The 26,088-nt window shown below is 71.4% G+C and carries 20 protein-coding genes; 12 read left to right on the top strand and 8 right to left on the bottom strand.

What is annotated here, in order from left to right; genetic code table 11:
- Positions 1-47: 47 nt before the first annotated feature.
- Positions 48-1,232, bottom strand: coding sequence for a sugar transporter (locus CFB39_RS32910; protein ID WP_089476085.1), 1,185 nt, complete (start codon positions 1,230-1,232; stop codon positions 48-50).
- 214 nt (positions 1,233-1,446) lie between these two features.
- On the opposite strand from CFB39_RS32910, the gene CFB39_RS32905 reads away from it, so the two are divergent.
- On the top strand, positions 1,447-2,121 hold the full coding sequence (locus CFB39_RS32905) for an HAD family hydrolase (RefSeq protein ID WP_089476084.1): 675 nt from the start codon (positions 1,447-1,449) through the stop codon (positions 2,119-2,121).
- A 109-nt stretch (positions 2,122-2,230) separates the two neighbouring features.
- On the opposite strand, the gene CFB39_RS32900 is transcribed toward CFB39_RS32905, so the two are convergent.
- On the bottom strand, positions 2,231-2,473 hold the full coding sequence (locus CFB39_RS32900; RefSeq protein WP_089476083.1) for a DUF6566 family protein: 243 nt from the start codon (positions 2,471-2,473) through the stop codon (positions 2,231-2,233).
- 343 nt (positions 2,474-2,816) lie between these two features.
- Between CFB39_RS32900 and CFB39_RS32895 the strand changes: the two genes are divergently transcribed.
- From CFB39_RS32895 to treY, 9 genes are all read left to right on the top strand, one after another.
- Positions 2,817-3,101, top strand: a complete 285-nt coding sequence (locus tag CFB39_RS32895; RefSeq protein ID WP_373452760.1) for a hypothetical protein — start codon at positions 2,817-2,819, stop codon at positions 3,099-3,101.
- Positions 3,102-3,179: 78 nt separating this feature from the next.
- A complete protein-coding gene (locus CFB39_RS32890) occupies positions 3,180-3,668 on the top strand; it encodes a phage protein NinX family protein (protein WP_089476081.1) in 489 nt (162 codons plus the stop codon).
- Between the two features lie 147 nt (positions 3,669-3,815).
- On the top strand, positions 3,816-7,208 hold the full coding sequence (locus CFB39_RS32885; RefSeq protein WP_089476080.1) for a maltotransferase domain-containing protein: 3,393 nt from the start codon (positions 3,816-3,818) through the stop codon (positions 7,206-7,208).
- Positions 7,208-10,621 carry a maltose alpha-D-glucosyltransferase gene (gene treS / locus CFB39_RS32880; protein WP_089476079.1) on the top strand — a complete coding sequence of 1,138 codons (3,414 nt, stop codon included), beginning with the start codon at positions 7,208-7,210 and terminating at the stop codon, positions 10,619-10,621. The genes CFB39_RS32885 and treS overlap by 1 nt, the downstream gene beginning before the upstream one ends.
- Positions 10,618-12,825 carry a 1,4-alpha-glucan branching protein GlgB gene (gene glgB, locus CFB39_RS32875; RefSeq protein ID WP_089476078.1) on the top strand — a complete coding sequence of 736 codons (2,208 nt, stop codon included), beginning with the start codon at positions 10,618-10,620 and terminating at the stop codon, positions 12,823-12,825. Before treS ends, glgB begins: the two co-directional genes overlap by 4 nt.
- 32 nt (positions 12,826-12,857) lie before the next feature.
- Complete coding sequence (gene glgX, locus CFB39_RS32870) at positions 12,858-14,984, top strand: glycogen debranching protein GlgX (RefSeq protein ID WP_089476077.1); 2,127 nt, start codon at positions 12,858-12,860, stop codon at positions 14,982-14,984.
- Positions 14,981-16,852, top strand: coding sequence for a malto-oligosyltrehalose trehalohydrolase (gene treZ, locus CFB39_RS32865; RefSeq protein ID WP_089476076.1), 1,872 nt, complete (start codon positions 14,981-14,983; stop codon positions 16,850-16,852). Before glgX ends, treZ begins: the two co-directional genes overlap by 4 nt.
- A complete protein-coding gene (gene malQ / locus CFB39_RS32860) occupies positions 16,849-19,077 on the top strand; it encodes a 4-alpha-glucanotransferase (RefSeq protein ID WP_089476075.1) in 2,229 nt (742 codons plus the stop codon). Before treZ ends, malQ begins: the two co-directional genes overlap by 4 nt.
- Complete coding sequence (gene treY / locus CFB39_RS32855) at positions 19,074-21,848, top strand: malto-oligosyltrehalose synthase (protein WP_089476074.1); 2,775 nt, start codon at positions 19,074-19,076, stop codon at positions 21,846-21,848. The genes malQ and treY overlap by 4 nt, the downstream gene beginning before the upstream one ends.
- On the opposite strand, the gene CFB39_RS32850 is transcribed toward treY, so the two are convergent.
- The 3 genes from CFB39_RS32850 to CFB39_RS32840 form a co-directional block, all read right to left on the bottom strand.
- On the bottom strand, positions 21,835-22,062 hold the full coding sequence (locus tag CFB39_RS32850) for a hypothetical protein (RefSeq protein ID WP_089429619.1): 228 nt from the start codon (positions 22,060-22,062) through the stop codon (positions 21,835-21,837). The genes treY and CFB39_RS32850 overlap by 14 nt on opposite strands.
- 228 nt (positions 22,063-22,290) lie before the next feature.
- On the bottom strand, positions 22,291-22,632 hold the full coding sequence (locus CFB39_RS32845; RefSeq protein WP_089476073.1) for a DUF1488 domain-containing protein: 342 nt from the start codon (positions 22,630-22,632) through the stop codon (positions 22,291-22,293).
- Positions 22,633-22,832: 200 nt separating this feature from the next.
- The gene (locus CFB39_RS32840) at positions 22,833-23,204 is read right to left on the bottom strand and encodes a DUF3022 domain-containing protein (protein ID WP_089476072.1); all 372 of its coding nucleotides are present in this window, start codon (positions 23,202-23,204) and stop codon (positions 22,833-22,835) included.
- 177 nt (positions 23,205-23,381) lie between these two features.
- On the opposite strand from CFB39_RS32840, the gene CFB39_RS32835 reads away from it, so the two are divergent.
- Together CFB39_RS32835 and CFB39_RS32830 are read left to right on the top strand one after the other, a co-directional pair.
- Positions 23,382-23,738 (top strand): DUF3175 domain-containing protein, encoded by a 357-nt coding sequence (locus tag CFB39_RS32835; protein ID WP_089476071.1) that lies wholly within the window; start codon positions 23,382-23,384, stop codon positions 23,736-23,738.
- A gap of 37 nt (positions 23,739-23,775) precedes the next feature.
- Positions 23,776-25,095 carry a sodium:proton antiporter gene (locus CFB39_RS32830; protein ID WP_089476070.1) on the top strand — a complete coding sequence of 440 codons (1,320 nt, stop codon included), beginning with the start codon at positions 23,776-23,778 and terminating at the stop codon, positions 25,093-25,095.
- 161 nt (positions 25,096-25,256) lie between these two features.
- Here the strand turns inward: CFB39_RS32830 and CFB39_RS32825 are convergent, their stop codons facing one another.
- The 3 genes from CFB39_RS32825 to CFB39_RS32815 are packed head-to-tail and all read right to left on the bottom strand — an operon-like array spanning position 25,257 to position 26,036.
- Positions 25,257-25,643 (bottom strand): DUF3022 domain-containing protein, encoded by a 387-nt coding sequence (locus CFB39_RS32825; RefSeq protein ID WP_089476069.1) that lies wholly within the window; start codon positions 25,641-25,643, stop codon positions 25,257-25,259.
- Positions 25,640-25,801 (bottom strand): DUF1328 domain-containing protein, encoded by a 162-nt coding sequence (locus CFB39_RS32820; protein ID WP_089476068.1) that lies wholly within the window; start codon positions 25,799-25,801, stop codon positions 25,640-25,642. Before CFB39_RS32820 ends, CFB39_RS32825 begins: the two co-directional genes overlap by 4 nt.
- Before the next feature lie 46 nt (positions 25,802-25,847).
- Entirely contained in the window at positions 25,848-26,036 is a 189-nt protein-coding gene (locus CFB39_RS32815; RefSeq protein ID WP_089476067.1) for a DUF3008 family protein, read from the bottom strand.
- Positions 26,037-26,088 lie beyond the last annotated feature (52 nt).

Genomic DNA, 26,088 nt, shown 5'->3' with positions numbered 1-26,088 from the left:
AGGCCGGGCCGTGGCGGCGTGCGCCGCATGCCGCCACCCGGCGTCGGCTACGCCACCGCCTGCCTCGCGTGCAGCCGCAGCGCCAGCCACGCGATCCCGACCGCCACCGCGCCGACCACGCCGCCGAACGTGCCGACCCACGGCAGCCCGAAGTCGCTGGCGATATGGTTGCCGATCAGCGCGCCCGCGCCGATCCCGACGTTGTACAGCCCGGAGAAGATCGACACCGCGAGGTCGGTTCCCTCCGGCGCCAGCTTCAGCACCCATGCCTGCATCGCCAGCCCGAAGCAGACGATCGCCCCGCCCCAGACCAGCGTATGCACGGACAGCGTGACGATGTTCAGCGCGCACGGGAACAGGATCAGCAGGCAGCCCGCCAGCGCGACGATCGACCCGAGCAGGAAGTCGTCCGGCCGGTGCGGATAGAGGCGGTTGAAGCAGATCGCGGCCGGTATGCCGGCGACGCCGAACAGGATCAGCACATAGGTGATCCGGCTGCTGCTCGCGTGGTTCACGCTTTGGACGAAAGGCTCGATGTACGTGTACGACGTGAAGTGCGCGGACACGACGAGCACGGTGATCGCGTACAGCGCCACCAGCGCGGGCTTGCGCAGGAACACGCCGATGCTGCTGAGCGACCCGGCGCCCTCGCTCGGCAAGACCGGCAACGTCGCGCGCAGCAGCAGCAACGCGACGCCCGCCGCGCCGGCGATGATCAGGAACGTGACGCGCCAGCCGAACGTCTCGCCGACCACGCGCCCGAGCGGAATGCCGGCCACCATCGCGATCGCCGTGCCCATCGCCAGCAGGCTGAGCGCGCGGCTTTTCCGGTCGCTCGGCGCGAGCCGCACGGCCAGCGGCACGGAAATCGACCAGAACACCGCATGCGCGCATGCGATGCCCAGCCGGCCAACCATCAGCACCGCGAAATTCCACGCGACGCCGGTCACCACGTGGCTCGCGATGAACCCCAGCAACGCCCACGTGAGCAGCTTGCGACGCTCGACATGGCGCGTGGCGAGCGTCAGCGGCAGCGACACGACGGCCACGGCCCATGCGTAGATCGTCAGCATCAGGCCGACGTCGGTCGGCTGCATGTGCAGGCTGTCGCCGATCGCGCTGAGCAGCGCGACGGGCACGAATTCGGTGGTATTGAAGATGAAGGCGGTGAGTGCCAGGGTCAGGACACCCCACCACGAGTGCTTGGAACTGACGGCGTCCGGTGTAGCCATACCTGGAATCGGCGAGACGAGGGTTGGGGGCGCGCGGCGCGGAGAACCCGGCCCGGCGATCGCCGCGATTGTACCAGCGGCCCATGACACGGCGCGGCGCGGGGGGGCGTCGGTGAGCCGCGGGACATGGTCATGACACGGCCGTGCGCCGATAATGTGCCGATACGCTTCTCACGACCCGTTCGCTCGCCCCCTTTCGAGCCAGGAGGTACACATGCGCATTGAAACGTCTTTTCTGTTCGATCTCGACGGCACGCTCGTCGACAGCGTCTACCAGCACGTACTCGCGTGGAAGGAAGCCCTCGATGCGGAAGGCATCGAATTGTCGGTGTGGCGCATCCACCGCAAGATCGGCATGAGCGGCGGCCTGTTCCTGAATCAGCTGCTGCGCGAGACGTCGGGCGACCTCGACGCCGAGCGCGTCGAGCGGCTGGCGCGCCTCCATGCGGCCGCGTACCAGCGGCTGCGCGCGCAGGTCCGGCCGCTGCCGGGTGCGCGTGAGCTGCTGGCCGCGCTGTCGGCGGCGGGCATTCGCTGGGCGATCGCGACCAGCGGACGGATGGAAACCGCCGCCATCAATCTGGAAGCGCTCGGCGTCGACCCGGCGAAGAACGTGGTGGTGACGCGCGACCAGGTCAAGTACGCGAAGCCCGACCCCGACCTGTTCCTGACGGCCGCCGCGCAACTGAACGTGCCGATCGAACACACGGTCGTGGTCGGCGACAGCATCTGGGACATGCTCGCCGCCGCCCGCGGCCGCTCGCTCGGCGTCGGGCTGCTGTCGGGTGGGTACGGCAGCGACGAACTCGAACGCGCGGGCGCGCTGCGCGTGTACGACGATCCGGCCGATCTGCTGTGGCATCTCGACGAGATTGCCGCGCGGCCCTGAAACGCCTGCTTCGCCGACGGCGCCCGCGCCGGCGCGCCGTCGGTTTCGTCAGGCCGTGAACGACCACCGGCCACGCCTGCGCGGAACCGGCAGGCGGCCGCCGCGCGGCTCAATCGTCGTCAATGCGCTTGTCGATCAGATAGCGCCCCCGCTCGACACCCGCGAGCAGCGCTTCGTTTTCGGTCATCCAGTCGGGGCCATCGGCCGCCGGCACGACCAGCTCGATGCGCTCGCCGCCCACATACACCTGCACCTCGTCACGCCACGCGCCGCTGTCGTTGCGGCGCGCCCACACGCGGATCTCGTGCCCGCGATACGGGTCCCGAATCTGAGCATCCTGTTGATTTTGCACGGTGGCCTCCTGTGCCTATCTGCGATGGCGATGCAAAAAATACGCGCCGCATGCCCGCCGCGCGCCCCGTCGGCCCGGCGCGCACGGGTCGTGCCCGGTACCCGCCCGCAGGCACGCGGTTTGCGCGCCGCTCGCGCACCGGACCGCCACGGGCACGCACCGCGAGCCCGCGAAGCGGTTCCCCTGCAACCGGACGACGATCCGCGCACCGACGCCTTCCCCGGCTCCGCTCCCGCGACCCGGCTCGCGGATCGACCGTCCCGACCCTTCGCCAAGGAGCCTCGTTGTGACTCAAACGACCGATCTGCTCTCCTATCTCGTGACGAGCCAGCTGGCTGCGCGCATGCGGTCCGGTGCATGGCTCACGACCGGTCAGCTCGTCGACGTGCAGCGGATGTGGCTCGCGTGCCATCACGCCGAATGCGGATGGCTTGCGCGGGTCAAGATCGCGGACGCGTCCGCGACGATCGCGCAAGGGATCTACGACATCGCGATCGCGAACCGCGATCCCGACAGCGGCGAACGGGTGCGGCTCGACGCCGATTCACCGGAACTGAACGCGCTGCGCGAGCGTTGCGACGTGCTGCTGCAGCGGATCGACGGCAACCGGGACGTCGATGCATGGTGATCGTGCCAGACGTGCGACGCCCCGCAGCGGGCACGTCGCTTGCGCGGTGAGCCCGTTTTGATCGGACGGAGCCGGCCCATGCGAACCGACGCACTCGACGGAAACGATCTCGACTACTGGTGTGCACGCGCGCTGTGCGCCGACGACGAAGACACGCTGCGTTTCACCGCCGTCGCACCGCACCTGGTCGTGACGGCCGCGTGCGACGCGCTCAGGCGGCTCGACACGTGTTTCGTGCCGTCGGCGTCGTGGTCCGACGCGGGCGCGGTGCTCGACCGTGTCGACGATCTTCGAATCGCACGGCACGGTGACGACGTCGAATGCGACGCGATCTTCGTCGACGGGCCGTCCACCTGCGGCGCGCACGGACGCGATGTGCGCGTGGCCCTGCTCCGGGCGTTCGTGCGCGCACGCTTCGGCGACGAAATCGATGCACCGCCGCCGTTCCCGCACCGGATCGAACACGGTGCGGTGGTGCGCTGCGACCCCGGCGTGCCGCTTCCCGAAGCCGATGACGATCGCGCCACGGGCGACAGCACGGATATCCGCTCGGTACCGCGCATGTAAGTGCATGCAGTACCCAGCGGTCATGTAAAAACGACAGTCCCCGCCGCCGCGGGTTTCCGACCCGCCCTTGCCCCACGGGACACCACCCGGCAGGCACGCGTGTTGCGGCGAACCGGCGTCATTGACTGCCGCCCGTACGCCCGCGCCATGGACTCCACGCCGCCCTTTTCTCCGCACCTCTACTTCTGCGACGCCCGCCTCGTCGGACCGCTCGACGCATGGCCGCAGACGTTCGCGCATGTCGCCGGCATGGGCTTCGATCATGTGCTCGTCGGCGCGTTCTGGGCCGCGAGCGTCGCCGGCTTTCCGCGCCACGTGGCCGATTTCCGGCGGCCGTCCCAAGCGTTCGCGACCCGCGCGAGCGCGCTCGAAACCTTCTCGCGGCTCGCCCAGCTCGCACACGGCCACGGGCTGCGCCTGCTGCTCGAAGTCGTGCCGGATCGGGTCGCGCGCGAGAACCCGCTGCGCGCCGAGCATCCGGACTGGTACGTCGAGCGCACGCACGACGACGCGCTGATCGATCCGCGCGGCACCGCGCACGCGCTGGATGTCGCCCACGCGAACCTCGGCGATGAAGCCGCGCGCGATGCGCTGTCCGCGTGGTGGTGCCAGCACCTCGCCGCGTTCGCCGATGCGGGCGCGGCCGGCTTCCTGATCGACGCGCCGCATCATCTGCCGGCCGACTGGTGGCCCGGCTGGCGCGCGGCGCTGCGCCGTACGCGCCCGGATGTCGCGGTGCTCGCCGGCGTGCCCGGCCATGCACGCGACGCGCTGGCGCAGCTCGAAGGCAGCGGGTTCGACGCGGTGTTTTCATCGGTGCGCTGGTGGGATCTGCGCGCGCCGTGGTTCGTCGACGAACACCGGCTGCTGCGGCGCATCGGCGCGCCGATCGCGTTTCCCGACGCGTTCGACGGCCCGCGCCTCGCCGACGACTGGCCCGGCGCGTCGGATGACCTCGTCGTGCGCGCCTATCGCCGCGCATTGTGGACCGCTGCCGCCGTCGGCACCGGCTGGCTCGTGCCGATGGGCTTCGAGCGCGGCGTCACGGTGCCGCTGATGGCGCGCGACGCCGATGCGGCGCGCTACCGCGCCGCGTTCGAGCGCGCGCGCTTCGACCTGTCGGGCACGATCGCCGACGCGAACGCGTGGCGCCGCGCCACGCCCGTCGCGGCCGCGCGCGGCGAAATCGCGCAGTTGAGCGCACCCGGCGCACCGGCGACCGCGTTGCTGCGCGGCACCGGGCCGTCGCTCGAACACGACGACGCGGCGCTGCTGATCGCGTTGAATCCCGAGCTCGACGCAGCGGTGACGGTCGACCCCGCGACGATCCTGCCCGGCGTGCCGGGCGGATTCACGCATGTCGCCACGCACGGCGGCACGCAAACCCACCCGCCGGCCGCGCTCGAACCGTTCACGCTCGACCCGGGCGCGTACGCGCTGCTGCATGCGTGGCGGGCGCCGCCCGTCACGACCCGCCACGACGCCGCACACGAGCGCGGCGCGCTGTCCGCGGCGCTCGCGGCCGACCGGATCGCGATCGAGCGCGTCGAGCCGTCGGTCGACGGCGGCCGCTTCGCGGTCAAGCGCGTGATCGGCGAGACGCTCGTCGTCCACGCATCGATCTTCACCGACGGGCACGCGCATCTCGCGGCCGCGCTGCAGTGGCGCGCCGCCGGCGACGACGACTGGCGCGAAATCCCGTTCGAAGCCGAACCGAACGACGGCTGGCACGCCCGCGTCGTGCTCGACCGGCTCGGCCGCCATGAATTTTGCGTGATTGCCTGGCGCGACGACTGGGGCTCGCTCGTCCACGATGTCGCGAAGAAACACGCGGCCGGCCAGGACGTGACGCTCGAACTGCGCGAAGCGCAGCTGCTGCTCGCGACCGCACTCAAGCTCGCCGATCCGCGCGACGCGCGCGCGCTCACGCAGATGAAACGGCTCGTCGCCGAATTCAAGGATGCGCCGGCCGACGCGCGGCTCGCGCAGCTCGGCGCGGCGCCGCTCGCCGACGCGTTCGCGGCGCTGCGCTACCGCCCGTTCGTCACGCACGACACGACGACCTTCCCGGTCGACGTCGAGCGCCGCGCGGCGCGCTTCTCCAGCTGGTACGAGATGTTTCCGCGCTCGGCGAGCGACGATCCGCACCGGCACGGCACGTTCGACGACGTGATCGCGCATCTGCCGCGCATCCGCGACATGGGTTTCGACGTGCTGTATTTCCCGCCGATCCACCCGATCGGCACGACCGCGCGCAAGGGCCGCAACAACAGCCTGAAGGCCGGCCCCGACGACGTCGGCAGCCCTTACGCGATCGGCTCGCCGGACGGCGGCCACACGGCCGTGCATCCGCAGCTCGGCACGCTCGAATCGTTCCGCGCGCTGGTCGATGCCGCCCGGGGCCACGGGCTCGAGATCGCGCTCGATTTCGCGATCCAGTGCTCGCCCGACCATCCGTGGCTCGCCGCGCATCCGGGCTGGTTCGCGTGGCGGCCCGACGGCTCGCTGCGCTTCGCGGAAAATCCGCCGAAGCGCTACCAGGACATCGTGAACCCCGATTTCTACGCGCCGGACGCACTGCCCGACCTGTGGCTCGCGCTGCGCGACGCCGTGCTGTTCTGGGTCGACGCGGGCGTGCGGATCTTCCGCGTCGACAATCCGCACACGAAGCCGCTGCCGTTCTGGGCGTGGATGATCGACGACGTGCGCGGCCGGCATCCGGACGTGGTGTTCCTGTCGGAAGCGTTCACGCGGCCGGCCATGATGTATCGGCTCGCGAAAGTCGGCTTCTCGCAGTCGTACACGTACTTCACGTGGCGCGAGTCGAAGCGCGAATTCATCGACTACCTGACCGAGCTGACGACCGGCCCGGCGCGCGAGTTCTTCCGGCCGAACTTCTTCGTCAACACGCCCGACATCAACCCGCGCCACCTGCAGAACGCGCCGCGCACCCAGTTCGTGATCCGCGCGGCGCTCGCGGCGACGCTGGCCGGCTCGTGGGGCCTGTACTCGGGCTTCGAACTCGGTGAATCGGCGCCGCTGCCCGACAGCGAGGAATACGCGGACGCGGAGAAGTACGAGCTGCGGGCGCGCGACTGGAGCAAGGCCGCGCATATCGGCGCCGAGGTCGCGCGGCTGAACCGCGCGCGGCGCGCGCACCCGGCGCTGCAGACGCATCTCGGCCTCACGTTCGCCGACGCGGACAACGACGCGGTGCTCGTGTTCGTGAAGGCGACGCCGGCATACGACAGCGTGGTCGTCGTCGCGATCAGCACCGATCCGTGGCATCCGCAGGTCGCGAACTTCACGCTCGATGCGTCGCTGTGGCGTGGGCTGGGGCTCGTCGACGGCGAACCGCTCGACGCGCTCGAACAGGACGCCACGCATGCGGAAACCTGGCGCGGGCATCGCCAGTACGTCTCGCTCGATCCGCATGTGCGCCCGTATGCGATCTGGCGGCTCACGCCGTCTCCAGGCGCCGCGCGGGCGGCGGCGCGCGAACCGGGCGACGCCCGGCCCTCCTCGGGAGCCCACGGATGATGAAACGCGAAGATTCCCTCGACGACGTACGCCGCGCGCAATTCCCGTCGCTGGCGCCGGCCGGCACCCCGCGCCGGCGCCGCGCACGCCGCCGCGCGCCGGCGCTCTGCGCGGACGATCCGCTGTGGTACAAGGACGCGATCATCTACCAGGTGCACGTGAAGTCGTTCTACGACTCGAACAACGACGGCATCGGCGATTTCCCCGGCCTGATCGCGAAGCTCGACTACATCGCCGAACTCGGCGTCGACACGATCTGGCTGCTGCCGTTCTACCCGTCGCCGCGCCGCGACGACGGCTACGACATCGCCGACTATCGCGACGTGCATCCCGACTACGGCACGCTGGCCGACGTGCGGCGCTTCATCCGCGAAGCGCATGCACGCGGCATTCGCGTGATCACCGAGCTGGTGATCAACCACACGTCGGACCAGCATCCGTGGTTCCAGCGCGCGCGCCGCGCGAAGCCCGGCTCGACGCATCGCGACTACTACGTGTGGTCGGACACCGACACGAAATACGCGGGCACGCGGATCATCTTCCTCGATACGGAAACGTCGAACTGGGCGCACGACCCGATCGCCGGCCAGTACTACTGGCACCGCTTCTATTCGCACCAGCCGGACCTGAACTTCGACAACCCGGCCGTCGTGCGCGAGGTGATGCAGGTGATGCGCTTCTGGCTCGACCTCGGCATCGACGGGCTGCGGCTCGACGCGGTGCCGTATCTCGTCGCGCGGGAAGGCACCAGCAACGAGAACCTGCCCGAGACGCACGCGATCCTGAAGCGGATCCGCGCGACGATCGACGCCGAGTATCCGAACCGGATGCTGCTCGCCGAGGCGAACCAGTGGCCGGAAGACGTGCAGGAATATTTCGGCAACGAGGACGAATGCCACATGGCGTTCCATTTCCCGCTGATGCCGCGCATCTACATGTCGATCGCGAGCGAGGACCGCTTCCCGATCGTCGACATCATGCGGCAGACGCCGGAGCTCGCGCCGAGCAACCAGTGGGCCGTGTTCCTGCGCAACCACGACGAGCTGACGCTCGAGATGGTCACCGACTCCGAGCGCGACCTGCTGTGGCAGACCTATGCGAGCGACCGGCGCGCGCGGCTGAACCTCGGCATCCGGCGCCGGCTCGCGCCGCTGATGGAACGCGACCGGCGCCGCATCGAGCTGATCAACTCGCTGCTGCTGTCGATGCCCGGCACGCCGGTGATCTACTACGGCGACGAGCTCGGGATGGGCGACAACATCCACCTCGGCGACCGCGACGGCGTGCGCACGCCGATGCAGTGGTCGTCGGACCGCAACGGCGGCTTCTCGCGCGCCGACCCCGAACAGCTCGTGCTGCCGCCGGTGATGGGCGCGCTGTACGGCTATGACGCGGTCAACGTCGAGGCGCAGACGCGCGACCCGCATTCGCTGCTGAACTGGACGCGCCGCATCCTGTCGACGCGCCGCGCGTCGCAGGCGTTCGGGCGCGGCACGATCCGCTTCCTGCGCCCGGAGAACCGCAAGGTGCTCGCGTACCTGCGCGAGCTGGACGGCCACGATCCGGTGCTGTGCGTCGCGAACCTGTCGCGGGCATCGCAGGCCGTCGAGCTCGACCTGTCCGAATTCGCGGGCCGCGTGCCGATCGAGATGACGTCCGATTCGCCGTTTCCGCCGATCGGGCAGCTCACGTACCTGCTGACCTTTCCGCCGTACGGGTTCCTGTGGTTCGTGCTCGCCGAGCACGGCCGCGAGCCGTCGTGGCGGCAGCCGCACGCGGAGCCGCTGCCCGAATACGTGACGCTCGTGATGCGGCGCGGCGATACGCGGCCGAACGTCGAACAGCTGCACGTGCTCGCGCACGATGCGCTGCCCTCGTGGCTCGCGCGGCGGCGCTGGTTCGCGTCGAAGGACCGCGCGATCGGCACGGCCCGGCTGAACGTCGTCACGCCGGTGCCCGGCGAACCGTTCCAGTACGCGGAGGCCTGGGTCGAATCCGGTGCGACGGGCGACGTCGAACGCTACGTCGTGCCGCTCGCGGCCGCGTGGGGCGGCGAGACCTCGCAGCCGCTGTTCACGCAGCTGGCGCTGGCGCGCGTGCGGCGCGGCCATTCGGTCGGCTACCTGACCGACGCATTCGCGCTGCCGGCGTTCGCGCACGGGATGCTGCGCAAGCTGCGCGACAGCGCGACGGTGCCGACCACCGACGGCGGCCGGCTCGCGTTCCTGCCGGAAGACGCGCTCGCCGCCCTCGATCCCGGCGACGACGCCGAAGTGCGCTGGCTCGCGGCCGAGCAGAGCAACAGCTCGCTCGTGATCGGCGACGCGATCGTGCTGAAGCTGGTGCGCAAGGTCGCGCACGGCATACATCCGGAAGCGGAAATGAGCCGGTACCTGACGCGGATCGGCTACCCGAACACCGCGACGCTCGCGGGCGAAGTCGTGCACGTCGATCCGGACGGCACGCCGCACACGGTCGCGATCCTGCAGCGCTACGTCGACAACCAGGGCGACGCGTGGACGCGCTCGTTCGACTTCCTGCGGCGCGCGGTGGACGAGCTCGCGCTGCCGGCCGCCGACGAAGAGCACACCGACGACGCCAACGAGGAACCCGACGCGCTGCTCGGTTATGCGGCGTTCGCGGGGATCATCGGCACGCGGCTCGGCCAGCTGCACGTCGCGCTCGCGCAGCCGTCCGACGATCCCGCGTTCGCGCCGGAGCATGCAACGCCCGAACACGTCGACGGCTGGTGCGCGGACGCGATCGCGTCGTTCCAGCACGCGCTCGACGTGCTGCATACGCGGCTCGATGCGCTCGACCCGGCCATGCGCGCGGCGGCCGACACGCTGCTCGCGTCGCGCGACGCGGCCGTCCGCGCGCTCGGCGAGCTCGTGCCGCGCACGCTCGATGCGCAGTGCATGCGGATCCACGGCGATTTTCATCTGGGCCAGGTGCTCGACGTGCAGGGCGACGCGCTGCTGATCGACTTCGAAGGCGAGCCGGCACGCCCGCTCGAACACCGTCGCGCGAAATCGCATCCGCTGCGCGACGTGGCCGGGCTGCTGCGGTCGCTGTCGTACGTGAGCGCGACCGCGCAGTTCGCGATCGAGAAGGCGCCGCCGCAGGCGGCCGGCCGCAAGCGCGCGCTGTTCGACCGCTTCGGGCAGGCCGCCGCCGACCGCTTCGTCGACTGCTATCGCACGGCCACCGAGCAGGCCCCCGCGCGTTTCGTCGACCCGCGCTACGCCGATCGCCTGCTCGCGCTGTTCCTGATCGACAAGGCGTCGTACGAGCTGTGCTACGAAGCCGCGAACCGGCCCGACTGGCTGAGCGTGCCGGTCGGCGGGCTCGCCGCGCTGGTCGAACGGCTGCTCGGTGACGGCGGTGCATCCGCCGAAGGAGGGACGCAATGACCGGAACGCTGTTCGAACGATCCGACATCGATGCGCTGCTCGCCGGCCGTCATCCCGATCCGTTCGCGTGCCTCGGCCCGCACGGGCAGGCCGGCGAGGTCGTCGTTCGCGCCCTGCTGCCCGGCGCGAAAAGCGTGCATGCGCTGTCGCCGGAAGGCGCCGAACTCGGCACGCTCGCGTGCGTCGATCGCGCCGGCTGCTTCGCGGGGACGATCCCGCGCGACGGCGGCGCGCCCCACTATCTGCTCGCGATCGACTGGCCCGACGCGCGGCAGGTGATCGACGACGCGTATGCGTTCGGCACGCTGCTCGACGACGCCGTGCTCGCCCGCTTCTCCGCCGGCGACCCGGCCGCGGTGCTCGACTGCCTCGGCGCGGCGCCCACGCGCATCGACGACACCGACGGCGTGCGCTTCGCGGTCTGGGCGCCGAACGCGCAGCGCGTGTCGGTGGTCGGCGATTTCAACGGCTGGGACGGCCGCCGCCATCCGATGCGGCTGCGGCGGCCGTCGGGCGTGTGGGAGCTGTTCGTGCCGGGCATCGGCGCAGGCGAGTGCTACAAGTACGAGGTGCGCGCGGCCGACGGGCGCGTGCTGCCGCACAAGGCCGATCCCTGTGCGCGCGCGACCGAGGCGCCGCCGCGCACGGCGTCGGTCGTCGCCGACGTCGCGGCGCTCGACGCGTTCGCGTGGCACGACGACGGCTGGATGCACGCGCGGCCGCACACCGACCGCTACCGCGTGCCGTGGTCGATCTACGAGGTGCATGCGGAATCGTGGCAACGCGTGCCCGAGGAAATGAACCGCAGCGCGACCTGGGACGAACTCGCCGAGCGGCTGATTCCGTACGTGCAGGGCATGGGCTTCACGCACGTCGAGTTCATGCCGATCGCCGAATACCCGTTCGGCGGCTCGTGGGGCTACCAGCCGCTCGCGCAGTTCGCGCCGTCCGCGCGCTTCGGGCCGGTCGACGGCTTCGCGCGCTTCGTCGACCGCGCGCATGCGGCCGGCGTCGGCGTGCTCGTCGACTGGGTGCCCGCGCACTTCCCCGACGATCCGCACGGCCTCGCGCAGTTCGACGGCACCGCGCTGTACGAGCACGCCGATCCGCGCGAAGGGCTGCATCCCGACTGGCACACCTGCGTGTTCAACGTCGGGCGCACGGAAGTCGGCGCGTTCCTCGCCGCGTCGGCGCTCGCGTGGGCGCGCCGGTATCACGTCGACGGCATCCGCGTCGACGCGGTCGCGTCGATGCTGTACCGCGACTATTCGCGCGCGGAAGGCGAATGGGTACCGAACGTGCATGGCGGCCGCGAGAACCTCGAATCGGTCGCGTTCCTGCGCATGCTGAACGACACGCTGCACGGGGCGGCCGCGCCGGCCGGCGTCGTCACCGTCGCGGAGGAATCGACCGCGTGGCCGGGCGTCACCGCGCCGACCGGCGACGGCGGGCTCGGCTTCGACTTCAAGTGGAACATGGGCTGGATGCACGACACGCTCGCGTATCTGCGCGAGGACCCGGTGCATCGCCGCTATCACCACGACCGGATGACGTTCGGGCTCGTGTACGCGTTCTCCGAGCGCTTCGTGCTGCCGCTGTCGCACGACGAGGTCGTGCACGGCAAGGGCTCGCTCGTCGCGAAGATGCCCGGCGACGCGTGGCAGCGGCTCGCGACGCTGCGCGCGTACTTCGGCTTCATGTGGGCGCACCCCGGCAAGAAGCTGCTGTTCATGGGCAGCGAATTCGCGCAATGGGCCGAGTTCGCGCACGACGCGACGCCGCACTGGGACCTGCTCGATGCGCCCGCGCATCGCGGCGTGCAGCGGCTCGTGCGCGACCTGAACCGCACGTATGCGGCCGAGCCGGCGCTGCACGCGCTCGACTGCCACGCGGCCGGCTTCTCCTGGCTGATCGGCGACGACCGCGACAACAGCGTGTTCGCGTTCGCGCGCCGCGACGACGCCGGGCACCTGGTGGTCGCCGTCTGCAACTTCACGCCGGTGCCGCGCACGAGCTATCGCGTCGGCCTGCCCGCGCCCGGACAGTGGCGCGAACTGATGAACACCGATGCCGCGCCGTACGGCGGCACCAACGCCGGCAACGACGGCGCCGTGTGGGCCGAAGCCGTGCCCGCGCACGGCGAGGCGTGGTCGGCCACCCTGCGCCTGCCGCCGCTCGCGACGCTATGGCTGCGCCCTGCCTGATTTCCCGCACCCTGGACACGGAGATCCGCCCCATGCCGACCGCCCTGCCCGCCCGTCTCGAATCCGGCCGCAGCTATCCGCTCGGCGCGACCTGGGACGGCCTCGGGACCAACTTCGCGGTGTTTTCCGCGCACGCGCACCGCATCCAGCTGTGCGTGTTCGATCCGACCGGCCGCAAGGAGCTGGCGCGCCTCGACCTGCCCGAATGCACCGACGAGATCTGGCACGGCTACCTGCCCAACGCGCATCCGGGCACCGTGTACGGATTTCGCGCGGACGGCCCGTACCAGCCGCAGCACGGCCATCGCTTCAACCCGACCAAGCTGCTGCTCGACCCGTACGCGCGCAAGCTGGTCGGCCAGTTCCGCTGGTCGGACGCGCTGTTCGGCTATCGCCTGCATTCGAACCGCGCGGACCTGTCGATGGACCGGCGCGACTCGGCGCCCGCGATGCCGAAGTGCGTGGTGGTCGACGAGGCGTTCGACTGGAGCACCGACCGGCGCCCGCGCGTGTCGTGGCGCAACACGGTGATCTACGAGACCCACGTGCGCGGCGCGTCGATGCGGCGTGCCGGGTTGCGCCCGCCCGAACGCGGCACGTTCGCGGCGTTCGCGCATCCGGCGTTCATCGATCACCTGCTGTCGATCGGCGTGACGACGGTCGAGCTGCTGCCCGTCCACGCGTTCCTGCAGCAGCGCGCGCTCGTGAACCGCGGGCTGCGCAACTACTGGGGCTACGACACGGCCGCGTTCTTCGCGCCGGAGCCCGCGTATCTCGCGACGCGCCGGCTCGACGAGATGCGCATCGCGATCCGCCAGCTGCATGCGGCCGGCATCGAGGTCGTGCTCGACGTCGTCTACAACCATACGTGCGAGGGCAACGAGCTCGGCCCGACACTGTCGTGGCGCGGCCTCGACAACGCGAGCTACTACCGGCTGAGGCCGGACGACCGCCGCTTTCATGTCGACGAGACCGGCTGCGGCAACACGCTGAACCTGTCGCATCCGCGCGTCGTGCAGATGGTGATGGATTCGCTGCGCTACTGGGCCACCGCGTTCAACATCGACGGCTTCCGTTTCGACCTCGGCGTGACGCTCGGCCGCGAGGAACACGGCTTCGATCCGGGCGCGGGGTTCTTCGACGCGCTGCGGCAGGACCCGGTGCTCGCGCAGCGCAAGCTGATCACCGAGCCGTGGGATCTCGGCCCCGGCGGCTACCAGTTGGGCCGCCACCCGCCCGGATTCGCCGAATGGAACGACCGCTTCCGCGACACGGTGCGGCGCTTCTGGCGCGGCGACCCGGGCCAGCGGCCGGAGCTCGCCGCGCGGCTCGCGGGGTCGGCCGACCTGTTCAACCACCAGCGGCGCCATACGTGGGCGTCGGTCAACTTCGTCACCGCGCACGACGGCTTCACGCTCGCCGATCTCGTGTCGTATTCGACGAAACACAACGACGCGAACGGTGAGGACAACCGCGACGGCCGCGACGACAACTGCACCGCGAACTGGGGCGTCGAGGGGCCGACCGACGACCCGGCGATCCGCGCGGTACGTGCGCGGGTCGCGCGCTCGATGCTCGCGACGCTGTTTACCGCGCTCGGCACGCCGATGCTGGTGGCCGGCGACGAGTTCGGCCGCACGCAGCACGGCAACAACAACGCGTACTGCCAGGACAACGAGCTGTCGTGGCTCGACTGGGATCAGGCGCGCGGCGACGAAGCGGTGACGCTGATGCGCTTCGTGTCACGGCTTGCCGCGCTGCGGCGCATGTACCCGGTGATGTCCACGCCGCGCTATCCGTCGGGTGACCGCGAAGCGGCGCCGGGCATGGCGGAGATCGGCTGGTTCGACGAGCACGGCGACCCGATGACCGTGCCCGCGTGGCAGGACCGCGAGCGGCGCGCGCTGACGATGCGGCGCGTCGGCACGGGCCGCACCGGGCGCACCGAGGCGCTGCTCGTGATGCTGAACGCGTCGTCCGAGACGGTCGTGTTCGCGCCGCCCGCGCCGGCGCTCGACTATCGCGTGCTGGTCGACACGGCCACGCCCGACGCCGGCCCGCGCTCGTGGCCGGCCGACGGCCTCGACGTCGCCGCGCACGCGGCCGCGATCGCGGTGGCCGCCGTGCCGCCCGACCTGTCTCCGGGAGACCCGACATGAGATCACGCCCCGCCCGTCCCTCGGGTTCGCATGCGTTCGACACGTCGTTCGGCGCGACCTGCGTCGAGCCCGACCGCACGCGCTTCCGGCTGTGGGCCCCCGCGAGCCGCACGGCCGCCGTCGAAATCGAAGGCGAAAACCGGCCCGCCGTCCCGATGACCGCGCTAGGCGACGGCTGGTTCGAGGCCATCGTGCCGTGCGGCCCCGGGACGCTGTATCGCTACCGGCTCGACGGCGATCTCGCGGTGCCCGATCCCGCGTCGCGCTTTCAACCCGGCGGCGTGGACGGCCCGAGCCAGGTCGTCGATCCGGCTGCGTACCGCTGGCGCCACGACACGTGGCACGGCCGCCCGTGGCACGAGACGGTGCTGTACGAGCTGCACATCGGCGCATGCGGCGGCCACGCGAGCGTCGAGCGGCGGCTGCCGGAGATCGCCGCGCTCGGCGTGACCGCGATCGAGCTGATGCCCGTCAACACGTTTCCCGGCGCGCGCAACTGGGGTTACGACGGCGTGCTGCCGTTCGCGCCCGATCCGTCGTACGGACGGCCCGAGGAACTGAAGGCGCTGATCGATGCCGCGCACGGGCTCGGGCTGCAGGTGTTTCTCGACGTCGTCTACAACCACTTCGGCCCGCAAGGCAACCTGCTGCCGCGCTACGCGCCCGCGTTCTTCCGCGCGGACCGTCAGACCGCGTGGGGGCCGGCGATCGACTTTTCGCGGGAGCAGACGAGCGCGTTCTTCATCGAGAACGCGCTGTACTGGCTCCACGAATTCCGTTTCGACGGGCTGCGCATCGATGCCGCGCACGCGATCGACGACGACACGTGGCTGCGCGAACTCGCGCGCCGCGTGCGCGCGTACGCGGGCGACACGCGCCATGTGCACCTCGTGCTCGAGAACGAGCGCAACGCGGCGAGCCTGCTCGGGCCCGGCGGTTTCGACGCGCAATGGAACGACGATTTCCACAACAGCGCGCACGTGCTGCTGACCGGCGAGCGCGACGGCTACTACCGCGCGTACGCCGACGCGCCGCTGCGCCATCTCGCGCGCACGCTCGGCGAAGGCTTCGCGTACCAGGGCGAGCCGTCGCCGCTGCACGACGGCGCCCCGCGCGGCGAGCCGAGCGCGCACCTGCCGCCGACCGCGTTCGTCGCGTTCCTGCAAAACCACGACCAGGTCGGCAACCGCGCGTTCGGCGAACGGCTGCGCACGCTCGCGAACGAAGACGCGGTGCGCGCGGCGACCGCGCTGCTGCTGCTTGCGCCGTCGATCCCGCTGCTGTTCATGGGCGAGGAAGACGGCAGCACGCAGCCGTTCCAGTTCTTCACCGACTATCGCGGCGCGCTTGCCGACGCGGTGCGCGAGGGCCGGCGCCGTGAATTCGCGGCCTTTCCGGCGTTCACGGATGCCGCGCATCGCGACGCGATTCCCGATCCGAACGACATCGCGACGTTCGTGCGTTCGACGCTGCACGGCAGCAGCGACGAAACCACGCCCGACACCGATGCATGGCGGCGCTTCTACCGCAGCGCCCTGACCGTGCGTGCGGCGCTCGTGACGCCGAACCTGCCCGGCGCCCGCGCGCTCGGCGTCGACCTGCTCGCGGGCGATGGCGACCCGCAGGCGCTGGCCGCGCGCTGGCGCCTCGGCGACGGCAGCACGCTGACGATCGCGTTGAACCTCGGCGCGCACGATGCGGTGCTGCCCGCGCTGCCGGTCGGCAAGATCGTGTTCGAGACGCCGCCACGTGCACGCGACCGGCTGCGCGACCTGCGGCTGCCGCCCCGCGCGTGCATCGCGTGGCGCGACGGCGAGGTCAACCACGATGCGCGGCAGCACCGCCTGAATGGGCAGGGACGATCATGACTTCCGACGTGTCGATCACCGAACTCGCGCGCGCGGCCGGCCTGGAAACCGACTGGACCGACGCGGGCGGCATCGCGCGGCGGGTGGACGATGACGCCCTCGTCGCGCTCGTCGACGCGCTCGGCTGGCCGTGCAGCACGGCGACCCAGCGAGTGGAAAGCGCCGCCGCGCTCGCCGACGCGAACGCGGCGCCCCCGCGCATCGTCACCGGCGACGCCGGCGTGCCGCCGCCCCTGCCGGCCGGGATCGCGCCGCCGGGCGCGCGCTTCCGGATCACGCTCGAAGCGGGCGGGCATGTCGACGGGCGCGTCGGCGGAGAAGGCGAACACGGCACGCTGCCGCCGCTCGCGATCCCCGGCTATCACGCACTCGACGTCGGCGACCAGCGCATCGGGCTCACGATCGCGCCGCCGCGCCCGCAACCGGTCGACCCGCGCGCGGCGGATGCGGGCGGCCGCTGGGGCATCGCGGCGCAGCTCTACAGCCTGCGCCGCGCCGGCGACGACGGCGCGGGCGACTACACCGCGCTCGCGCGGCTGGCCGCGCATGCGGCGCGGCACGGCGCGCAAGCGGTGGCGATCAGCCCGACGCACGCCGGCTTTCCGGCGCTGCCCGCGCACGACAGCCCGTATTCGCCGTCGTCGCGGCGCTGGCACAACGTCGCGTATCTGGACTGCGACGCGGTGCCGGGCGCCGCGGCCGCGCAGCACGTAACCGGTGCCGCGGCCGACGCGCCGCTGATCGACTGGCCGCACGTGCTGCCGCTGAAACTGCGGCGACTGCGGGCGTGCTTCGACGCGTGGCGCGCCGGCGACGACCCGTCGCGTGACGCATTCCAGCGGTTTCGCGCCGCGGGCGGGGCGGCGCTCGATGCGCATGCGCGCTTCGACGCGTTGCAGGCGTTCTGCTTCGAGCACGGGGCGGGCGTCGACTGGCGGAAATGGCCGGCGCCGTGGCGCGAACCGGGCTCGGCTGAAGTCGATGCGTTCGCGCACGCCCATGCCGACACGGTCGCGTTCCACACGTACCTGCAATGGTGCGCGTCGCGCGCGCTCGGCGACGCGCAGCATGCGGCACGCGGCGCGGGCATGGCCACCGGGCTGGTCGCCGATCTCGCGGTCGGCTCCGATCGCGCCGGCAGCGACGCGTGGGCGCACGGCGCGACGTTGCTGCGCGGCGTGTCGCTCGGGGCGCCGCCCGACCTGTTCAATGCGGCCGGCCAGGCGTGGGGCGTGACGACCTGGACGCCCGCCGCGCTGCGTGCGCAAGGCTTCGTGCCGTTCGTCGAACTGTTGCGTGCGGCGTTCGCGCATGCGGGCGGCATCCGCATCGATCACGTGCTCGGCTTCGCGCGGATGTGGATCGTGCCGGACGGCGGCTCGCCGCGCGACGGCGCGTACCTGCGCTATCCGGTCGACGATCTCGTGCGGCTCGTCGCGCTCGAGGCGGCCCGTCATCGCGCGCTCGCGATCGGCGAGGATCTCGGCACGGTGCCGGCCGGCTTCCGCGAACGGCTCGGCGCGCAGGGCATCGCCGGGATGCGCGTGCTGTGGTTCGAGCGCGACGCCGGCGGCACCTTCCGGCCGCCGTCCGCATGGGATCGCGACGCGATCGCGATGCCGTCGACGCACGATCTGCCGACCGTGGCCGGCTGGTGGCGCGGGGTCGATCTGGCCTGGCGGCGGATCGCGGCCGAGGCGGCGCAGCAGTCCGACGACGCGGAGGCGCGCGACGCAGCGCCGCCCCCACCGCCGGATGAAGCGAGCGCGGATGATCGGCACACGACCGTGCCCGGCGCAGCCGCCCCGCCCGACACCGCGGACACCACGCCGCCCCCGGAAGCCGGCCCCGCCACCCCGCCACCCGCCGTCGATCCCGACGTCGTCGCCGCGCATGCTGCACGCGCCACCGAACGCGCGGCGCTGTGGCGAGCGTTGCAGGAAGCAGGCTGCGCGCCGGCCGGCACCCCCGCCCCGCCGGCTGATTCGCCGCCGGTCGCCGAGATACTCGCGTACGTCGCGCGCAGCCCGTCGCCGCTCGCGATCCTGCCGCTCGAGGACCTGCTGGCGCTGGACACGCAGCCGAACCTGCCGGGGCCGCCCTGCGGGCACCCGAACTGGCGGCAGCGCCTGCCGCGCGCGATCGACACGCTGTTCGACGCCGACGTGCGCGACCGCATCGCGGCCGTGGTGCGCGCACGCGGTTCGCGGGAGCCCGGCCCATGACGCCACGCGCGACGCTGCGACTGCAGCTGCATGCGGGCTTCACGTTCGACGACGCGGCCGCGCACGCCGGCTATTTCGCGCGGCTCGGTGTGAGCCACCTGTACCTGTCGCCGGTCGCGACGGCCGAACCCGGTTCGCGGCACGGCTATGACACCGTCGATTACGGCACGCTCAACCCCGAGCTCGGCGGCGAAGCCGGTTTCGTCCGGCTCGTCGATGCGCTGCGCGCGCACGGGCTGGGCGTGATCGTCGACATCGTGCCGAACCACATGGGCGTCGGCGGTTCGTCGAACGGCTGGTGGAACGACGTGCTCGAATGGGGCCCCGCGAGCCCGTACGCGCACTACTTCGACATCGACTGGCATCCGCCCGACGCGGCGCTCGACGGCAAGGTGCTGCTGCCCTGCCTCGGCACGCCGTATGGTGAAGCGCTCGCGGCCGGCGACATCACGCTCGACGCCGATCCGGCCACCGGGCGCTTCTTCGTGTCGTGCCCCGGGCGACGGCTGCCGGTGGCCGCCGCCACCTACGCGGAGCTCCTGCGCATCGCGAACCGTGCGGACCTGAACGCGCTCGCCGAACGCTTCGACGCCGCGCCGCCGCGCGACAGCACGCGACTGGCCGCCGCGCATGCGGCGCTGCGCGATCACGCGGCCACGCACGGCCCGCACGCGCTCGACGCGGTGCTGCGCGGCGCCGATCCGCGCCGCGCGCGCTCGCGCGCCTGCCTGCACCAGGTGCTCGAACGCCAGCACTACCGGCTCGCGTGGTGGCGCACGGCCGCCGACGAGCTGAACTGGCGGCGCTTCTTCGACATCGCGACGCTCGCGGCCATCCGCGTCGACGACGATGCGGTGTTCGATGCCGTCCATGCGCTGCCGCTGCGGCTTCATGCGGCCGGCTACATCGACGGCCTGCGCGTCGATCACGTCGACGGCCTCGCCGATCCGCGCGCGTATGGCCGGCGGCTGCATCAGCGGCTGGCCGCGCAACGCGACGCGCGGCCGTACATCGTCGTCGAGAAGATCCTCGCGCCCGGCGAAACGCTGCGCGCCGACTGGGCCGTCGACGGCACGACCGGCTACGACTTCATGAACGATGTCGGCGCGCTGCTGCACGATCCGGCCGGCGCCGCGCCGCTCGCCGCGCACTGGGCCCACGTGTCGGGTTCGTCGCGCACGTTCGCGCAGGAAGCGCTCGACGGCAAGCGGCGCGTGCTGATGCGCCAGCTCGCCGTCGAGCATGCGCGCGCCGCGCGGGCGCTGCACCGCGTGGCGCGTGCGGCACCCGCGACGCGCGACGTGAGCCGGATCGCGATTCGACGCGTACTGGGGGAACTCGCGGTGCAGTTGCCCGTGTACCGGATGTATCCGGTGCAGGACGAAGAACCTGCCGACGCCGACCGTCGCGTGCTCGCGCAAGCGTACGAACGGGCGGTCGCGGCCGTCGATCCTGCCGACCGGTTCGCACTCGATCACGTCGCCACCTGGCTCGGATTGCCGGTCGTACGCGTGCCGCGCGCGGATGCCGCCGCGCTGCACGCGGCGCGCGTCGCGTTCGCGCAGCTCACCGCGCCGCTGGCCGCGAAGGGCGTCGAGGATACGGCTCACTATCGTTACGGCCGGCTCTTGTCGCGCAATGAAGTCGGCGCCGACGCGGGCGACTTCAGCCTGTCGCGCGGCGCGTTCCATGCGCGCAACCGGCGCCGCGCGCGCACCGTGCCGCACGGGCTCGTCGCCACCGCCACGCACGACCACAAGCGCGGCGAGGACGCGCGTGCGCGGCTCGCCGTGCTCAGCGAAATGCCCGATGCGTGGCGCGCGGTGTCGCTCGACTGGTCCGCGCTCAACCGGCCGCATCGCGGCAGCGCGCATCGCGACCTCGCGTGGGCGCCGGGGCCGGCCGCCGAGGCGATGCTGTACCAGACGCTCGTCGGCTGCTGGCCGCCCGAACTCGCGCCCGACGATGCGGCGGGGCTCGCGGCGCTCACCGAACGCGTCGTGCAGTGGCAGACGAAAGCGCTGCGCGAGGCGAAGCGTCACACCGACTGGCTCGCGCCCGATATTCGCTACGAGCGCGATTGCGAAGCGTTCGTCCGCGCGATCCTGAAGCCGCGTGGCGCCGGCGACTTCGCCCATCGGCTCCATGCGTTCGTCGCGCGGATCGCGCCGGCCGGCGTCGTCAACAGCCTGACGCAGGCCGTGCTGCGGATGGCATCGCCCGGCGTGCCCGACCTGTATCAAGGATCTGAGTCATGGGATCACTCGCTCGTCGATCCGGACAACCGCCGCGACGTGCCGTTCGCGGCGCTCGCGGCCGAGCGGGTCGACGGGCCGGTCGCGTCGTATCTGGCGGCGTGGCCCGATGCGCGCGTGAAGCGGGCGCTGGTCGAGCGCATGCTGGCGCTGCGCGCGCGATGGCCGGCGACGTTCGCGGATGGCGCCTACGTGCCGCTGCGCGTACGCGGCCCGCTCGGACGTCATGCGGTGGCGTTCGCACGGTGCAGCGACGAGGCCACCGTGGTGGTGGTCGCGACGCGGCTCGCGAGCCGACTGCTCGGCGAAGCGCCGGAATTGCCGCGCGTGGAGCCCGCGCAATGGGGCGATACGGCGGTCGTGCTGCCGCGCGATATCGACGGGCCGTGGATGGACGGGCTGGAGGCGCGGGATGCGGTCGACGTGGCGGGAGGCATTTTGCCGCTCGACCGCTGCCTGGCGTCCTTGCCTGTCGCGGTGCTCGTCGCCGCGCATCCGCCCGTCACGCGTCGGTGACGTCGGGCTCTCGCGCGTCGTTGCGCTGCACGCACTGCACGACCGACAACCCGTCGGCCGTCAACGCGGGCCGGCGCTCGCCGGACGCGTCGTCGTGCTGCATGACGATCAGGTGCTGTTCAACCAGCGCAAGGACATCCTCGCGGTCGATCTGGATCTGCTCCGGTGCGCGATGCACCAGGAGCAGCGTGGCGAATTCATGGGCGGTCAGCATGCTCGTTCCCCGTTGGCGGCTGCGCGAGATGCGCGCCGGCGAGCAGCAATGCATGCAGGGACCATGCCGGGTTGCGTGGCGCCCTCGTTATCCGGGCCGCCTGCGCGCAGCGCGATGTGGCACCACACGGCGGCCCGTGCGCGGTGCAAAGTTTTCAACGGTGTGTAATGCGGGAGGCAAACCGCGGGAGGCAAACCGGCACACACGCACCGGGAAAGCCAGCCGGGGTCAGGATCCCCGAGACCGGGACAGGCCCGCTCGCGCACGGCCGGCGGGCGCACGGAAATAGCCGCTGTGCAGCACCATGCCGCCGTTACCGTTGTCGTTGCTGTCGCCCAGCACGTCTGCGCATGCGGCTTCGATGCGCGCGCGGCCCTGTTCGAACGCATCGCGCAAGTCGTCCTCCAGCGCGGAGCGTGCGCCGAAATGATCTTCCAGCGCTTCGACCGTGATGGCCCAGGTTTGCGGCTCGCCATCGACATCGACGACGAAACGCAACTGCAGCGCCGCCCCGTCGAACACGGGCGGCTCGTCGACCAGCGTCACACGGCGTGCGGAATCGGCGGCCATGGCTTCAGGCGCCCCGCGCCGAAAGGCGATCGACCGGTGCGTCCCCGACCGCGAGCATGGCTACCTTGCAATGCCTCGACCTTCTGTTCATGAACCCTCCGTCCACTTGGTGGCACGCGTCATGCCAGTGCGGCAGCAAGCGGCATGCCTGCCGCCCGTTCGCGCGCGCCAATCGAGTATCGGAAAGCCCATCGACGCGGCTACTGCAGAAGACGCGCGGCGTCGAGCATCGCATCGGTCAGCTCGACCGTCAGCGTCACGTGTTCGTCGGGCAGGCGCTCGAGCAGATCCTCCACCGTGGCGTGCAGGATCGCGTGCACGCGCATCCGCGTGCTTTCGTCGAGATCCGCATAGCGTTCCATCGTGTCGCAGTCGAGCACAAGCACGACCGAATGCCGCGCGGTCTCGGGCGGCGGATCGGCCGCCTCCGCCCACGCCGCCTGAAACACGATCCTGCCCGTCGAGACGTCGACATGGACCGTCGTATCGAGATCGTCGGCGTCGATCATGTCGCCATCGGCATCGTTGTCGATCTCGTCGTTTTCCAGCCAGATCCGGGAATGCGATTGCATGATGTCCTCCTGCGTGATGGCGTGATGGCGGGATGGCATGTCCAGCCCCTCTTCTGCAGCAACACCCGTGCCGCGGCCGGCACGGGTTCGTCGTACGGATCACGCGCGCCGCGCGGCACGCGGTTTGCGTCGCCGAACCCGTCACTACGTCCCTGTCACCCCAATGGAGCCGACTTGATGCCTTCCGCTACCGCTACCCACGCGCATGGCAAGCACTTGACGCGACGCCCGGGCCGCGCCCGCGGCAACGACCCGCACCACCGCAAGCGCTGGTCCGCCGATGTCACGCAAAACAGCGATGCGCTCGACATCGAACCCAATATCTTCAAGTCCGACGACCCGGCCGCGATCGCCGCGTCGCTGAAGCATTCGGCCGAACACAGCCGCCGCCGCCACGGGTCGCCATTCCAGTCGGCGATGTCGATGCTGAACTTCTACGTGAACCGCGCGGGCCGCAACCTGCCGAAAACGCGCCGCGCCACGCTCGAACGCGCGAAGCGGAAGCTGCGCGAGGCGTTCGGCCGCAAGCCCTGACGGTGCGCGACCACCTGATCGGCCTGCCACGGCACACATGCACGAGACGCTCTGGTACCTGATCGTCGGCGCGGTGCTGATGGGCATGGGCGTCGCGACGTCCGCGCTGCGCCACCTGCCCGTCAGCACCGCGATGATCTATCTCGTGCTCGGCGTCGTGCTCGGCCCGGCCGGCGCGGGCCTGCTGGATCTCGATCTCGAACGCGACGCACGGCTGCTGCGTGAAATCGTCGAGATCGCGCTGCTCGTCTCGCTGTTCGCGATCGGGCTGCGGCTGCGCGTGCCGCTCACCGACCGCCTGTGGCACGTGCCATGCCGCCTCGGCCTGCTCGCGATGGGCCTCACCGTGCCGCTGCTGGCCGCGTGCGCGATGCTCGCCCTCGGGCTCGACTGGGGCCCCGCGCTGCTGCTCGCGGCGATCCTCGCGCCGACCGACCCGGTGCTCGCGCACGACGTGCAGGTGCACGACCCGGGCGATCGCGATCTCGTGCGCTTCGCGCTGTCGGGCGAAGGCGGCCTGAACGACGGGATCGCACTGCCGTTCGCGCTGGCCGGGCTCGCGCTGTGCGGCGCGCCCGGCACGACGCACGGGCTGCCGCCGCTGTCGGGCGCGTTCGCGCTCACCGCGCTGTGGGGCATCGCCGGTGCGGTGGCGATCGGCGGCGGCCTCGGCTGGATCACGACGAAGACGATCGGCTGGCTGCGCACGCGCCACGCGCAGGCGCTCGGCCTCGAAGGCTTCTTCGCGCTCGCGCTGATCGTGCTGTCGTTCGGCGCCGCGCAGTACGCGCATGCATTCGGGTTCATCGCGACGTTCGCGGCCGGGGTCGCGATGCGCCGGGTCGAGCACCGCGCGAGCGGCGATCGCGCGCCGCGCGAAGTGATCGGCCAGATCGATTCGGCCGACGTCGTCGCCACCGAGAAGCATCCGGACAAAGCGCACGCGTTCATGGCCGAATCGGTGCTCGGCTTCACGATCGAACTCGAACGGATCGCCGAAGCCATCGTGATGACGATGATCGGCAGCGTGCTCATGACGCTGCCCGGCCCGCTGCTGACGTGGGGCGCGGTCTCGCTGGCCGTCGTGCTGTTCGTCGCCGTGCGCCCGCTGGCGGTGCTGGTCACGCTCACCGGTTCGCGCGCGACGCATGCGCAGCGGCGGCTGATGGCGTGGTTCGGCATCCGGGGAATCGGCTCGTTCTACTACCTGCTGTTCGCGCTCGAACACGGGCCGTCCGCCGCGGTGCGTCCGCTCGCGGCCCCCGTGCTGGCCGTCGTGTCGGCATCGGTGATCGCGCACGGGATCACCGCGACGCCGCTGATGAACTGGTATCACCGGCTGCAGCATCGGCGCTGACGCGTGCATGACGATGCGCGCTGCCACGCAATCAGGCCGCCACGTGGGTGGTGGCGCCGCAGGGGTGTGAGGGAAGCATCGACATCGACACGCGCTCGCCGCGTTCGGGATGCAGCAGCCACGCGGATCGCCGCGCCGCCGCCCCGCGAGCGGCAGCGGCGTCAGGGTGCGCGCAGCGCAGCGTCGAGTTCGGCGCGCGTCACGTCGAGCGCGACGTTGCATTCGATCGCCGTCTCCTCGACGCGCGGCTTGCGCTCGTCCACCGCGCGCCGCGCGCGGTCGCACAGAACCGTGCGCACGCGCAGCCGGTCGGCCGCGCTGAGCGACGCATAGCGCGTGATCACGTCGGGCTCGAACCGCAGGTCGACCGTGCAACGCCATTCGCGCGCGTCCTCGTCGGACGGCACGCGCACCCACGACACCTGGATCGTCAGCCGCCCGGACGCGTCGTCCGCGTGCACGACGACGGTCGATTCCGACGGAAAGCCGATCGCGAGCGCATGCTCGAGTTCCGCGATGCGCTGCGACCGGATGGGTGCGCCGCTCATCGTCGCATGACGCCCAGCAGCAGCGTGACGAGGAAGATCACGACGAAGATGTAGAACAGGATCTTCGCGATCTCGGCCGCGCCGGCCGCGATCCCGCCGAAGCCGAACACGGCCGCGACGATCGCGATGATGAAGAAGATGACCGCGTATCGCAGCATGGATACCTCCTGGATGGCAGCAGTGGTCAATACACGTCGTCGCCGGTCACGCATCGTGCTTGTGCTCCGGTTTGCCGCATCGCGGCGTGGACGCCATTTTTTCACGTTCCTTTTCGCTCATCGACCTGGCCGTCGGCGTCGCCGGCGGCATGAGGTCCCGCATTTTCGTGTTGCCGCGCCCGGCCGACAGCGCGGCGCCCGCCGCGCTCTGCCGGGCTCGAGACTTTGCCGGCATGGTTGCGCGCCTGTCGCGGGCGCACGCGCCGACGCGACGGTCGGTACGTGCA

The sequence above is a fragment of the Burkholderia sp. AU6039 genome, from assembly GCF_002223365.1.
Lineage (GTDB): Bacteria > Pseudomonadota > Gammaproteobacteria > Burkholderiales > Burkholderiaceae > Burkholderia.
The sequence above is the reverse complement of the archived record's forward strand: the minus strand, read 5'-3'. Positions and strand labels throughout refer to the sequence as shown.